The organism is Alteromonas sp. Mac1, assembly GCF_001562125.1.
GTDB classification, from domain to species: domain Bacteria; phylum Pseudomonadota; class Gammaproteobacteria; order Enterobacterales; family Alteromonadaceae; genus Alteromonas; species Alteromonas stellipolaris.
In genome coordinates this window covers 523,285-537,887 of record NZ_CP013932.1, presented here as the reverse complement: position 1 = coordinate 537,887, position 14,603 = coordinate 523,285, and the positions used below count along the sequence as shown (strand labels likewise).

The window sequence follows — 14,603 nt, the reverse complement described above, 5'->3', positions numbered from 1 at the left end:
TCTTGCATTTTCACTCGACTCTCGCTTTACTGGTAAGACCAGAAGAGCGAGAACGACAGATGCCTAAAGATATCAGCGTTACCTGTGAAGACAGTACTCACTTAACCGCAACACTCTACACACCCGAACACGCCGTTAAAGGCGCAGTCATGATAGCGCCCGCCACAGGTATTAAACGTCAGTTTTACTCTGCATTTGCTAACTACCTCTGTGAACAGGGATTTGGTGTGATCACATTCGATAACCGCGGTATTGCTGAATCGTTAAAAGGTAAGGTCAAACACAGTAAAGCCTCCTTGGTCACCTGGGGGCAGCAAGATATGCCCGCAGTATTAGAAACCTTAAAAATGCACTTCCCCAAGACTCAATACTTTTTAGTCGGTCATAGTGCTGGCGGGCAACTGTTAGGGCTAATGCCAAACGTGAATGACCTTACTGCATTTTGTAACTTTGGAAGCTCATCGGGTAGTTTGCGTAACATGCGGGCTAGGTATTTGCTCAAAGCGCACTTTTTCATGAATGTCTATATCCCTTTGAACAACTTACTTTTCGGACACACTAAGTCTCACTTAGTCGGCATGGGTGAGCCTTTACCTAAAGGTGTTAGCAAGCAGTGGCAAAAGTGGTGTAATGGCCAAGGTTACGTGAAGGAAGCTTTTGGTAAAGAAGTACTCAAGCACTGGTATGATGAACTACGCCTGCCATCTAAATGGTTGTTAGCCAGCGATGATGATATTGCCAACCTGTCAAACGTTGAAGATATGATTAGCGTCTTTCCTTCGCTAGAGGCAGAAATTCGTCTAATCGAGCCCAGCGACCATAATCTTACAGAGATAGGCCACATGAAGTTTTTCTCTAGAAAATGTCAGTCGTTGTGGCCTGAGGTAAGTGATTTTCTTATCTCTCACCTCAACGCTTAATTTCTACCAACAATGCTTCGGCTTGTGGGCGGATATCAGAATATTCTTCGACGGTAAGTAACGACGTTAGTATTCGCTCGGCCTCATCACGTTTATCCAAGTTATAAAGCGTATAGGCTAAATGGTATTTAAGCGATGGTGATATAGCATCCCTTGCCGACGCCTCTCTTAGAATGGGTAAACTTTCGTTGTAACGATCATTAAGCGCTAAACTCCAACCGTAGGAATGCAAGACATCTGCATTGTTAGGCGCAAGCTCATACGCTTCTTTTGCATACACGAAGCTTTGGTCTGTATCGGTAGGGAAGTGTAAAATAGCTAACCGGTTTAACATGGCATATCGGCTATTATCATCAACAAGACTGAGTAGCTGTTGATAATGACCAATAGCCAGGGCTTTGTCGCCATAGTAATAGTGATATTGAGCAAGTAAATTGCGGGGAAAATAACGCGTTGGCTCTTGCTTTACTATGCTATTTAAGCGCGCCAAAAAGCGGTTAAAACTTTGTTTTTGAACGCTAATTGAATACAGTTTAGCTAAGGCCAAATCGAAACTTGCATCAAGTGCCAATACGTTTTCAAAATGCTTATAGGCTGTGTCTAGTTGCCCTTGCGCTTGTGCTAATTCGCCCTGCTTAAACCTAACCAGCGGATCATTCGGGAAGTCGTTTTCAAGCATTTCAAGGGAGGCTGCGGCATCGTTCAGTTTCCCGGAAACAAGCATCAACTTCACCAGCTGTAAATGGATATTTTTATCATCTGGCACTAGTTGATGGGTGCTTTTCATTACCTCTAAGGCCTTGGCTTGCTCGCCTAAAGCTGTCCAAAGTGCGACTTGCGCAAGTCGTGTATTAATAGAAAGCGACGGGATAACATCCATCTTCTTAAGGGTAGTCAGCGCTTGTTGTTTATCGCTTACTTTTATGAAAAAACCTGCTAGTTGAACTAATGCGACTTGGTTCCCAGGCTCGCTAGCCAATAGCTTTCTTAGCAACTCTATAGCGCTCTTGTAGTCGCCTATTTGCGCATAAGCCGCTACCGCCGCTAAGGTAACGTTCGACGGCGTTGATGCTCCATTAGATACTAATATTTTACGAAAGCCCGAAATGGCAGCCTGAAGATTACCCATTTGAAAATCAATTTTGGCCAACTGAAAAGCAACTTGTAAATGTTCAGGACGCGAAGTAGAAAGGGAGAGTAATATTTCTCTAGCTTCATCTAACTCATTACGTTGAAGCAACAAAGTTGCCTGATTATAGCGTGCTGCGAACAACCTAGGTGATTGTATAAGAACCCTATCAAGAACCTCTTGTGCTTTTTCGAATTGTTTATCAATAATAAGCTGCGCTGCGTACATATTTTGAATCGACACGTCATTTGGAAAGCGGGCTAACAACAACGTTATTGCTTCACCAGCTAGCACCGAGTTTCCGTTATTAAGATGATGTAGCGCATAGGTCATCAGCACTTGTCGGTTTTCAGGGTAACGTGCCTTTAAGCTAGATAGTTGCGCATTGCTTTGAGCAACTTTTCCGCGACTTAAGGCAACTCGCACTGCATATAAAGCGACATTGACGTTATTTGGGTACGCCTCTTCAAGCTTATTCAATAAGTTTACTGCTGCAAAATTTTGCTTGTTCTCGAGAAATAGTGTTCCCAACACTAACGCTTGATCAATATTGCTATCTATCAAGGTTTCTGCATGAGGTTGCAAAGCAGACATCGCCGATTTCTTATCCCCAAGCGCTATATTAGTGCTTGCTAGCAATATCGCCGTTTGTACATCTTCTTCTGTGTGCTTTGCATAACTGAGAAAATTATCACGCGCTGTTTCGTAATTCTTCTGCATCAACGCCACCATACCGCGCAGGTAATAAAGTGCAGGTTCAGTCTGCAGCATAACGTCATCAACATTCGCTAATTGAGTCGCTATTTGCTCTAACTGGGGCCTAATAACAGCTAACGATTCTACCTGACTGGTGAGCCAACTATTGACGAACAATACATAAAGATCGCCTTCCGTTTGTAACAACAAATCTTCTGTGATTAAAAGCGCCGCATCAAAGTCAGAAGAAGAAATGTAAGCATCGATTAAACTACGCGCCATGGTTGGGTTATTTGGAGCCAATAAAAAGGCCCTACTGTAAAAGGCCTGTGCTTGTGCATACTCTAGACGCTCATTTGCCAACCGCCCCTTTAACCACCATGTTTGTGCTTGGCTATCATTTTGTGTCATAGATTTAGCCAATAGTGCTTCAGCTTCCGCATAACGACGGTCAAGAATGGCTAATAATGCCAATCCATTTAGGCCTTTAGGGTGATCTGCGGTGAGTGCGAGGATTTGGTCATATTCATATTTAGCACACAACATTCTAGATTGCTGCATACAGGCTTTTGCGCGGATCGTATGCCAATTTATGCGTGTTTCAAGAGGCAGTGGTGAATCAAAACCAAGAGCGAGTATACGTTCACTATCGCCTAAGCGAAGCAGTACTTCGCCCCATGGTTCGAAAATGAGTCCTGCGTCGCCCCCGGCATCAAAGGCCTCTCTAAATGCAGCATCTGCTTGGGTAAACATGCCATTAACTTGATACAATTGTGCTAATAAGATCTGTGCAGGTAAATAGTCTGGTTCAGCTTGAAGTGCATTTTTTGCATAAATGAATGCTTCTTTGTATTCCTTTTGGGCGAAGGAAGCTTTCCCTTTTTCATAATCCTCGTTATTCACTGAATATACCGAGAAAGATAGAGAAAGACTCACAAAGAAAACAAGCGCACACCGTGCGCTTGTAATTATAGATATCAGGGGCGAGGTTTTACTCATTAAGTAACATGCTCTGCTATAGGCAGTCGCTCGATACACTAGTAGCGGCGTACTCTTCTAAAGCTTAAGAATAACAAGAACAACGCCAATACTGCAATGGTAGGCGGCTCTGGGACAGTTACTACCGGAGGCGCTGAAGGTGTCTCGTAATTAAATACATAGTTATGAAATTCACGAGCGCCTGTATATGAAACCGCGGCGAAAGAACCATCAAACGACGCACCACCTCGGGTTGTCGCTAGAGGGGCTAGCACCGAACCTTTAACAGCTAAACTATTAAAATCAATACTTTCTGCGTCGTAGAAGTTCCACAGTACATTTGAAAATGCTTCGCTACCGTTGAAACCATTGTTTAGGTTTACACCACCACCCACTACGATGTCATTCGCAACAGCATCACCTGCTGAAACATTAATGATAACGGTTTCTGCATCGCCCCAGTTCAGCGATAAATTACTGTTTTGCGCGAAGATATCGCCAGCGGATACATTAAATACTGCAACGCTGTCTGTACCTACATAATTAAATATGCCATCACTGTATGTGCCATTCGCGCTAAGACTGGCAAAGTAAGCTGAATCGGCGTGCAGCGAGGCCGCTACTTCATCAATACTGAGGTTGGCATTATAAATCGCTTCGCCATCATTACCGTCATTCAGTTCTACATGCGACACATTAAGCGCGCCACCGTAAACCAAGTTATTGTCATTTAATACGCGAATTTGATTGGCATTTACGTCACCCATAATAGTAACGGCATCGATGGCAGTGTCTGTATTTGCTAGCCGACTACCAAACTCAACCGCGCGACCATTAGCGTTTAAGTCACCACCGATAAGGACTTGGCCCTGCACATCTCCACCTTGAAAGTTATAATCTTCCAACAAGATGAGGTTGTAAGTACCCAGCGTACTTGAAGTAGACTCTGCGGCGCTCACTGAAGCTACAAATGTAAACAACGATATCACTAATACGACTAAGCGAAACATCACGTACTGCCTTATATTTGTATGAAGTTCAAACAAGTCCATCAACTTAGGAAATTAAGTCAAAACTTGTGCATTGCCGCAACAAAAGCAAAATTCATACCATAAATTCAACCCTATGACTTTAATGAAGTTTATGAAATAAAACCTAATACCAACTGAAAAAATGTAAAAATCATTGACAACTGACAATATTTTTTACATGAAATTAACTAAAAGCACCAACCTGGTGCGAAAGCTACTTTGAGTTGGTGTCCCAAAAAGCGATGCGCCTACCCACTTATTTGATAGGAGTGAACGCAAATTTTATTATGATTATGGTATAAATATCAGCCCTTCGTGTGGTGAAACATCACCGCGACAAATAGCGGTAAAGTTTTGTATTAACGACGCAATATTTTTATGCTCTTTTACTGACAACCATGAAGAGGTCCACAACATGGCTTCTTTTACAAAAGCCCCGCTTTGTGCGTGAAATTTACTTGCACCTAATTCCGTCATTCTGGTTTGAATGTGCGCTGGTGCGAAGAAGAACTCATCGCTATTGCCAGAGGCGTCTTCGGTATTTTCAGCGCCATCCTCTGTGCCCGCGTCTTGCCAATGTGTTAATCCCACTTGCACATAGCGCATTAGGTCGTCACCAAGCCTTGTCTTTAGCCGCTGCTTAACCTCACTGTTTCCCGACATATCTACCACAATACTGGCTTTACTGTGGATGTCATCTAGGTTGTCATAGCAAACCACTTGATTGTAAACATCTAGTCCCTCAACAAACTCTTGGCTTTTACCAGAAGTTACACCTACCACGTGATAGTCATCTTTTTTAAGGGCATAGGCCAACCCTAAACTGGTTTTGCTTGATGCACTTAATACAATCACTTGTTTTGGCTTAGGCGCGTTGTACTGGTCGATTAAATCCCATAAACAATAAGATGTAATGTATAAAGGCCACAGTAACATTTGCAGGTTTTCACGGTGTGACTGGGTCTTATCACCGCCACTTTCTAACGGGCGATACATGTTATAACCCTGCGGTAATGAATTTCTATGCGCGCTGGTATCTATCAGATTTCCTTGAGCAAAAGCAATGGCGTCCATATGCAGGTGCGTGGCAGGCGGGAAATACCCAAAATAACGGCTGCCTACGTCCACTCCCTCTGCGCTAGACGCTGACACCTTCCCAATACCCCACACAGGAATAACCCCCCACTTATTGTTGACGTTGCTCTCAAGTGGTTTGTTGGAAGCAGCTTTGTCGGCAAGAGCTTTGTCGGAAACCGCTGGAAAAAACTGCCAATATCCAAGCTTTTCACCCATCATGAAATAAGTGAGATTGTTGGCGGTAAACGCAAAACGCTCTACTTCAAAAGTCACGCCCTCTTTCGACAGCCCTTGATTAGAAAGATCGGTGTTTTCTGTCGCGACTATACGGTGTTGGCTTAAGTCTTGTTTATCAACTTGAAACTGTTGCATAACCTTGTTCCCTTTTTCTTAGAATTAGAGTTTGCCACTGGCTGATAGCATATGCATGTACTCCATGAGTTTCCCCATAGCAGGTTGCGACGCGGCTTTAAGGCGCCCTAACACTTGTAGTTTCGGCATATCGTCTCTGGCCACTCCATGAACAATTTTGGAAAACCCATCGAGCCTACAATTGTGGATCCATGCTCGAAGCTCAGGTGCCTCGCCCCAAATATGCATATTTCGCAGCATGGCTGCTGTCATAGGTACCCAGTCAATATCACGATTGGGCAAAGGGACAACTTGGGTCAGTTTCTGTTTGGTAGCTTCATCATCATAGGCTGCTTCAACATGCGCAATTAGCGCCGCACTGAACACCGGTTGGTAAGCTCGCACGGTTTGCGGCGTAATAGTATTGCCCTCAAAAACAGGCTTTATCTCTAGATTTGTGAGTGCTGACGCCGAACAGTCCACCACCAAAGCATCTTCTGGCATTGCCCACTGAGTATCCTCGAACGTAAGTGCCTCTTTTGACACATGGGTCACTCTGCCATGGCGAATAATATTGGGTAGGGTTTGCAGTGCCGCTAATTCGGCTTCACTTACCGTTGCGCCATGGAACATAGCAGGCCTGACGTCTTTATCTATACGCAGCATCACGCCCTTTTCCTCTAATTTATCGAACATATCATCAATAGAGGTCGACTGAGCAATAGCTTCCATTTGGTTCGCTTGCGCACCGATGGTATCGAAGAAAAAGTCATCTAGTGGCTGGGTGTTTTTTCGATTAAGCAGCCATGCATCCCGCGATACCACCCAATGGATGTTTTCAGGGTTTACAAGATTGCTAAGCAACCATAAACAAGTGTCGATCCCCGTTTTACCGCCGCCTATAACCACATAGTTTTTATGCCCACGTACACGTTGGGTTAAGGTGTTTACTGGCGTAAAATCAACATTTTCATCAAGTGTAAAGCTAGGCTTGTGGGTAATGGGAATGCTGGTTTTTAAGTAGGTCGCATCCACGATTTTTTTATTAACGGTAACCTCAAAGGTTTTATTGCCCGTGATATTAGTAAATTTGCCATCGCCTTCGTATTGGCTGAGAGGAAAATACTGTACGCGACCTGAGGGTAAAAAGGTCTCTTGCATGACTGCATCAAAATAGGCACTCACCTCAGCACCAGAGGCCAGCCCCATTAATCCTTCATTCATTCCTGTTTTATCAATTACGCCGCGATTTAACTCTCGTGAACAAACACCATAAAAAGCAGAAGGCTGATGTAGGGTGACAAAAGGATAAGCTAAGTTCCAATGACCACCAGGCTTAGCGTATTTATCGACTATGATAATGCTGGCATCGGTTTCACTGAGCAGTACATCGGCAAATGCCATGCCTACCGCCCCACTTCCCACAATCAAATAATCGCAAGTTAATTGTTCTGCTTTCATATACTATGTCCTTTATGTATGAACCTGCCTGCACGCGGGTTTATAGAATGTAATCACGCTAAACGACAATCTAATGGAACGATTGAATATAACAGTGTTATATTCAATATATATAACGCCGTTATATTGCGCAACATGTAAATTCAATGTAAATGAAAAAAGATACTCGTCAGAAAATTTTAGAAGCGGCTTCGACCTTGTTTTTGAAAGGGGGCACCCATGCATTAAGTGTACGTGCTATTGCTGAGGGCGCTGGTATGTCTACCATTGGCATTTACAGCCACTTTAAGGGGAAGCAAGGTATTCTTGATGCCCTATATATTGAAGGCTTTACCCTTGTCGATGAGATGATGAAAAAGTCAGAGGGTAATACCCCATCAGACCGGTTACTAAATGCCTGCGAACACGTACTGCGATTCTCTGAAGCACATGCAGCGCATTACAATTTGATATTTGGGTCTAACCTTAAAGACTACACCCCGAGTGAGGACGCAATTGCTGCAGGGGAAAAGGCGTTTATTACGTTAACTAAAGTGGTTTCAGCGATAATTAAAAAAGAGATTGCTGTAGAAGAGCGTCAAGATATAGCCATGCAAATTTGGGCGTTGTGTCATGGTTATATAAGTCTAAACCAACATGAAATTCGCAATAGAATTAATTGGGTGGACTGGAAGGCGCGGGCATTGAATGCTATTCGGCTGCACGTTTACGCGCTGGTTGCTACGCACAACAGTCATTTATAATGGACGCTTGTTAAAGACGCTTGTTAAAGACGCTCATAAAAAGACTGCAAAGCAGCAACACATTTACCAGCCTACCACGAGTAGGCTCGAGTTAGGTGACAACCTATGTGTTGCTGACTCAAAGCAAAGTTCGCGGCTTATTTCGCTTCGTTTAGCGCATCATCGATGTCTTTCGCGCTATGCCTATCTTTAAGCTGCGCATCGCCCCACGTACGATTAACAATTACGCCGCGCTGTACTGCAGGGCGAGCCTCAATTTCTGTAGCCCAGCGTAGAACATGTTTGTAATCTTTAACTTGTAAGAAAGTTGCTGCGTCGTACAGATTTCCAAGTACTAAGTTGCCATACCATGGCCAAATAGCCATATCAGCAATACTGTACTCGTCACCGGCAAAATAGGTATTTTTGGCGAGATGTTTGTCTAGCACATCTAGCTCACGTTTTACTTCCATGGTAAATCGGTTAATAGGATATTCCATTGGGTACGGTGCATAACTATAGAAGTGACCAAAACCGCCGCCTAAGTAAGGTGCTGAACCTACTTGCCAGAACAACCAATTAAAACACTCTACTTTTGCAGCAGGATCTTTAGGAATAAATACATCAAACTTTTCCGCTAAATAGTGCAGTATCGAACCCGATTCAAATAGCTTTGTTTCTGGTGTAGTTGATGTATCTACCATAGCAGGAATTTTAGAATTCGGATTTACATCAACGAAGCCAGATGAAAATTGATCCCCTTCGCCAATGTTAACCAACCACGCATCGTAATTGGCGTCTGTAATACCTGCAGCTAAAAGCTCTTCCAACATGATAGTCACTTTTTGACCGTTGGGAGTAGCCAAAGAATAAAGCTGAAGTGGATGCTGCCCTACAGAGCGTTCTTGCTCATGGGTGGCACCCGATACAGGGCGATTGATACTAGCCCATTTGTTACCGTCATCTTCATTTTGGCTCCATACTTTTGGAGGCGTGTAAGTATTACTGTCAGACATATCAGATCCTTTTCTATCGCGTTAGCATGATTATAAATTTGATGTGTGTACTGAATATGAAATTACAAGGGATTGGATGAATGATATACGACCAAGCGCTTCTCGCTGGGATAATTCACAAAGAAGACAGAATAAAATCGCTTAACACGTATTATAAACTGCCCCTGCTTGAATAAAAGGCGCGCAATCCATTGCCCGCAAACTGTGTGGTTATTGGGTGCGTGCTATTTAATAGCGTATTCGCTACAACGAGCATCACCAGTAACCGAATTTTTTAACAAGTGCTAACTACTGCTTTAGAAAGCCTAGTCTTGTTCCAAAGAGGACAGTGCATCAAGCAACATGCACGTATTGAAATCGTTCGACATGAGCTCATTAGACATAATCTCATTAGCAAAAATGGTTTTAGTGAAATTCCTTACTATTGCAAACATACGGTTCCTCCCTGTGGGTATTGCTTTGAGTCACAATACCGATGCAGCTATTGCTGTGTTCTCGATTAAGAGTAAGCAGCAATTGTGCCACCACAACAATTTAAATAATATCAGATACTTATGAAAAATCTCGCGGTACGTGAGATAAGTGGCACTGAGAAAATGTTGCACTCTCGCAACACTTTATTACTGACTAGGGGAACGTCCGAAGTTTGAATTAAAAACCTAGACTTAAAACATGAAGTAAAATAGTCAGTGTATTTGAATTAGCAAAACCTGACAGAAGGGATAAAAAAAGCAGCCCTAGGGCTGCTCTCGTAGACTTTTATTAAACGCACATTAGTTTAAATGCTAACGCGCTTGTAAGGTCTGTATTCAGCTTTCCAAAAATTACGTTCAATATGGTCATTCAATGCATCGTCTGACATCTCAAGGGCTAGCCCTTGTGCCATGGCAACCTTACCCACCTCAAAGGCTATTTTGCGGCTAAGCTCAGCAATAGCACCCAATGGCGGCAACAAGGAACCTTCGCCAGTGTTTACCAGCGGCGACGCATCAGCAAGTGCATTACTTGCAGCCATCAGCATTTCATCACTGATTAATTTTGCTTTTGCAGCAACGACACCAAGACCTATACCAGGGAATATATACGAGTTATTACACTGGGCAATGGTGAATACTTTACCTTTATACTCAACGGGCTTGAACGGGCTTCCCGTTGCAATAACCACTTCGCCATCAGTCCATTCGATAACTTGCTCTGGCCGCGCTTCAACCTGACGAGACGGGTTACTTAATGGAAAGATAATAGGTAATTCACAGTTTTGCTTCATGGCACGAACCACCTGCTCGGTGAACAAACCAGGTTGCCCCGATACACCAATAAGAATATCTGGCTTGGCGCAGTGCATAACATCAAGTAGCGATGCGTAATCACCGCTAAAGGTCCAGCTTTCAAGGTCGACTAACTGTTGACTTAGTTTTTGCTGGAAGTCACGTAACCCTTCCATGCCTTCAGTTACTAGGCCGAAGCGGTCTACCATGAAGACTTGTTTACGCGCCTGTGCATCGCTAATACCTTCATGCACCATTTGTTGGATAAGCATTTCAGCAATACCGCAGCCGGCTGAACCTGCCCCAACAAACACTACTTTCATGTCTGATAGCTTTTGTCGCTTCATGCGACATGCCGCTAAAATGGTACCTAATGTAACCGCAGCAGTGCCTTGAATATCGTCGTTAAAGCAGCACACTTGATTGCGATAGCGGTTCAGCAAGGGCATCGCGTTAGGCTGTGCAAAATCTTCAAACTGAATCATCACTTCAGGCCAGCGACGCTTTACTGCCTGAATGAACATATCGACAAATTCATCGTAGTCTTCTTGGCCAATACGAGGATGACGTGCCCCCATGTACATAGGGTCGTTAAGTAACTTCTCGTTGTTCGTTCCTACATCAAGCATAACCGGCAAGGTATAAGCTGGGCTAATACCACCACAGGCGGTATAAAGCGAAAGCTTACCGATTGGAATACCCATACCACCAATACCTTGGTCACCAAGACCAAGAATTCGCTCACCATCGGTCACGACAATAACTTTCACTTTACGCTTGGTGGCGTTGCGAACAATATCATCTATTTGATGGCGCTCTTCCCACGACACAAATAACCCGCGAGAACTACGATAAATGTCTGAAAACTGCTCACAGGCATCACCCACAGTTGGGGTGTATATAATTGGCATCATCTCATCAATATGCTTTTGAATAAGACGATAAAACAGGGTTTCGTTGTTATCTTGAATGGCGCGTAAATAGATATGCTTATTCAGAACTTCGTCGAAGCTACTGTATTGCATGTACGCGCGCTCAACTTGCTCTTCGATACTTTCGTAGCGAGGCGGTACTAAGCCGGTTAAGTTAAATGCAGCACGTTCTCTGGAAGTAAAGGCACTGCCCTTATTTAATAGGGGCGTTTCCAGCAGCGAGGGGCCAGCATGAGGAATATAAAGATATCGATTTGAATCTTCTGACATGGGTTATCCGGTTGTTTTTACAGGCAATCACTTAGCAGCAACCTGCTGAGCGTGCTTTTGCACGCTCTTTATTAAAATATTTCTTCAGGTTCAGGCGTCGTTGTTTTATTTTGCGAGGCAGGGTCGACCACTTCATCATCAAGAACATATGAGGTGGGTTCAGTGCCTTGCAAGAAATATTCGAACAGTGTCGTATGGTCTGTCCTTCGGGTCAACTTCCCACTGGTACGATCAATGCGAACTCGTACTATTTTCTCAGGTACAGGGATAGGTGAATGAGGCTTCCCTGCCAACGCATATTCCATAAATCTTATCCATGCCGGACCTGCTGCTTTGGCACCGTCTTCGGTACCAATTAACGCATTACCAATCCAATTGAATTTTTCAGGATTGCGATTGACGAGGTTTTGGTTGCGGGTCGCGCGGCCAAGTTGTCTGCCCATGTTGTCAAAACCCACCCACGCAGTCGCAACGATATCTTTTTGGAAACCACTGAACCACGTATCTCTTGAATCGTTCGTGGTACCGGTTTTACCGGCAATATCAGTGCGCTGAAGAATATTTCGTGCTCGCCAACCTGTACCAAGCCAATAGGTCTTCTTACTCCAATTCCCATTTGCTCGCACACCGGTACGCATCATCTCACCGACCAAGAAAGCATTTTGTGCGGTAATAACTTGCGGCGCACTTTGCTTTTCAGCTGTTTCGTTTTCAGCGAGCAACACATCTTTATTGAGCTGGGCTTCGAGTAAGGCTTCTACATCAACCTCATTGTTGTCCAAACCGCTATCTAAATCACTTTCTGGATAGCTTTCAGGTGCATGAGCCTTGGTGCAATTGTCGCATGCCCATACAGGATTGGCTTGCCACAATACTTGATTATGTTCATCCAGCACTTTAGCGATAAAGTGAGGGTTTACTAAGTAGCCGCCATTAGCAATAACTGACATACCACGAACCACCTCTAGCGGGGTATGAGAGCTAGAGCCTAACGATACGGTTTCATCTAACGGGATATCGTCTGGATCAAAACCAAAGCGGGTAAGATAATCGGCCGCTTTACGAAGCCCAACCCCCCGCAATAGACGAACTGACACTACGTTTTTTGATTTACCCAAGGCTTTACGCATACGAATAGGGCCATCGTACTCAGCCGGTGAATTTTGGGGGCGCCACGCAACACCGGTCGCCGCATTCCATTGGTTAATAGGTGCATCATTAATAATGGAAGCAAGGGTGTACCCACTGTCTATAGCCGCAGAATAAATAAAGGGCTTAATGTTAGAGCCTACTTGTCGTTTAGCCTGTGTGGCACGATTAAACTGGCTTTGATAAAAGCTATACCCGCCAACTACCGCTTCAACCGCACCATTTCGTGGGTTGAGCGCAATAAAGGCTCCGCTCACTTCAGGGAGTTGTGCGATACGCCATGCGTCGTCCTGCTCACGAATATAAATAACCGCGCCAGGTTGCGTAATATCCGATGCAGTTTCAGGCTCACTGCCTTGCCTAAAGTCGGTAATATAGCGTCTAGCCCAGTCTAAGCCTTCCCAGGTAATTGTGCGCTTCTCGCCGTTTACATCGAGCACATCAATCGATTGTTCAGCTGCTGAAAGCACAACTGCTGGCACAAGAGGCTTTATGTACGGCACTTGTGACAGCGCAGCAAGCATTTCGCGCTCGCTCCAATCACTGGCAAGCAACTTATCACTGATATCGGTATTTAAAGAAAGCTGCGGCACTGGCTCATCTTGGCTATCTGGCGATGGGGCATCCCACAAATAGCCCAGTGGTCCTTTGTAACCATGACGCTCATCATAGTCGTGAAGATTCCTGACCACCGCCCGCTGAGCAGCAAGCTGCAAGTCGGAACCTGCGGTCGCATAAACTTGATAGCCACCGGTTTCAGCTTCATCTTTACCGTAAATGTCGACCATTTCGTTATAGATGATATCGGCCAAATATGGCGCATCCACTTCAATTTCTGCACCATGCTTACGCGCAGTTATAGGCGCGCTTGCCGCACTATCAAAGTCTGCTTTAGATATGTATTCTTCATCAAGCATACGCAGCAACACCACGCGGCGGCGACCTGCGGATGCTTCAGGATCAGTAATAGGGTTTAGTGCTGAAGGCGCTTTTGGAAGGCCAGCAATAGTAGCAAGTTGTGCCAATGTAAGTTCATTAAGAGATTTACCGTAATATACTTGGGCGGCAGCACCGAAGCCAAACGAACGATGACCTAGCTCAACTTTATTCAAATAAAGTTCAAGTATCTCTTCTTTACTGAGTTCCTGCTCCATGTGCCAAGCGATAAATATCTCTTTTACCTTACGAATATATGTTTTTTCTCGACTTAAAAAGAAGCCTCGAGCAAGCTGCATGGTTAATGTGCTCGCACCTTGCCTTTTTTCACCCGTAAGAATTAAGCTCAACGCTGCACGGGCGATACCGATAGGGTCAATACCGTGATGTTCAAAGAAGCGACTGTCCTCTGTCGCCAATATCGCGTGGACTAATTGTTCAGGCACTTCCTCAAGTTTTACGGGTATCCGCCGTTTAACCCCATACTGGGAAATTAATTTTCCATCATGGGTATATATCTGCATGGGCGTTTGGAGTCTAACATCCTTAAGTACAGTGACGCTTGGTAGGTTAGGTTTGATATAAAAGTAAATACCAACAAGCGCGACACAACCAATAAGGCCGGAGATGACAAAGAATAATAATAACGGTTTAATGTACTTCACAA

At 44.3% G+C, this 14,603-nt stretch carries 10 protein-coding genes; 2 read left to right on the top strand and 8 right to left on the bottom strand.

Features of this window, described 5'->3' with window-relative positions:
- Positions 1-59 precede the first annotated feature (59 nt).
- The gene (locus AV939_RS02165; protein ID WP_057794341.1) at positions 60-920 is read left to right on the top strand and encodes an alpha/beta hydrolase family protein; all 861 of its coding nucleotides are present in this window, start codon (positions 60-62) and stop codon (positions 918-920) included.
- Here AV939_RS02165 and AV939_RS02160 read toward each other — a convergent pair.
- The 4 genes from AV939_RS02160 to AV939_RS02145 form a co-directional block, all read right to left on the bottom strand.
- Positions 910-3,648, bottom strand: coding sequence for a tetratricopeptide repeat protein (locus AV939_RS02160; RefSeq protein ID WP_061996920.1), 2,739 nt, complete (start codon positions 3,646-3,648; stop codon positions 910-912). The two genes, AV939_RS02165 and AV939_RS02160, sit on opposite strands and share 11 nt — an antisense overlap.
- A gap of 134 nt (positions 3,649-3,782) precedes the next feature.
- The gene (locus AV939_RS02155) at positions 3,783-4,733 is read right to left on the bottom strand and encodes a choice-of-anchor A family protein (protein ID WP_061996919.1); all 951 of its coding nucleotides are present in this window, start codon (positions 4,731-4,733) and stop codon (positions 3,783-3,785) included.
- A gap of 312 nt (positions 4,734-5,045) precedes the next feature.
- Positions 5,046-6,203, bottom strand: coding sequence for a DUF2855 family protein (locus AV939_RS02150; protein WP_061996917.1), 1,158 nt, complete (start codon positions 6,201-6,203; stop codon positions 5,046-5,048).
- A gap of 24 nt (positions 6,204-6,227) precedes the next feature.
- Positions 6,228-7,643: a hypothetical protein gene (locus AV939_RS02145; RefSeq protein WP_061996916.1), complete on the bottom strand. Its 1,416-nt coding sequence runs from the start codon at positions 7,641-7,643 to the stop codon at positions 6,228-6,230.
- Positions 7,644-7,795: 152 nt separating this feature from the next.
- Here AV939_RS02145 and AV939_RS02140 point away from each other — a divergent pair, with 152 nt between their 5' ends.
- Positions 7,796-8,386, top strand: a complete 591-nt coding sequence (locus AV939_RS02140; protein ID WP_061996915.1) for a TetR/AcrR family transcriptional regulator — start codon at positions 7,796-7,798, stop codon at positions 8,384-8,386.
- 137 nt (positions 8,387-8,523) lie between these two features.
- Here the strand turns inward: AV939_RS02140 and yghU are convergent, their stop codons facing one another.
- The 4 genes from yghU to AV939_RS02125 form a co-directional block, all read right to left on the bottom strand.
- Positions 8,524-9,381, bottom strand: a complete 858-nt coding sequence (gene yghU / locus AV939_RS02135; protein ID WP_061996914.1) for a glutathione-dependent disulfide-bond oxidoreductase — start codon at positions 9,379-9,381, stop codon at positions 8,524-8,526.
- A 305-nt stretch (positions 9,382-9,686) separates the two neighbouring features.
- A complete protein-coding gene (locus AV939_RS20425) occupies positions 9,687-9,815 on the bottom strand; it encodes a hypothetical protein (RefSeq protein ID WP_257721357.1) in 129 nt (42 codons plus the stop codon).
- A gap of 344 nt (positions 9,816-10,159) precedes the next feature.
- Positions 10,160-11,851 carry an NAD-dependent malic enzyme gene (locus AV939_RS02130; protein WP_057794356.1) on the bottom strand — a complete coding sequence of 564 codons (1,692 nt, stop codon included), beginning with the start codon at positions 11,849-11,851 and terminating at the stop codon, positions 10,160-10,162.
- A 71-nt stretch (positions 11,852-11,922) separates the two neighbouring features.
- Entirely contained in the window at positions 11,923-14,601 is a 2,679-nt protein-coding gene (locus AV939_RS02125; RefSeq protein ID WP_061996912.1) for a penicillin-binding protein 1A, read from the bottom strand.
- Between the last annotated feature and the right edge of the window lie 2 nt (positions 14,602-14,603).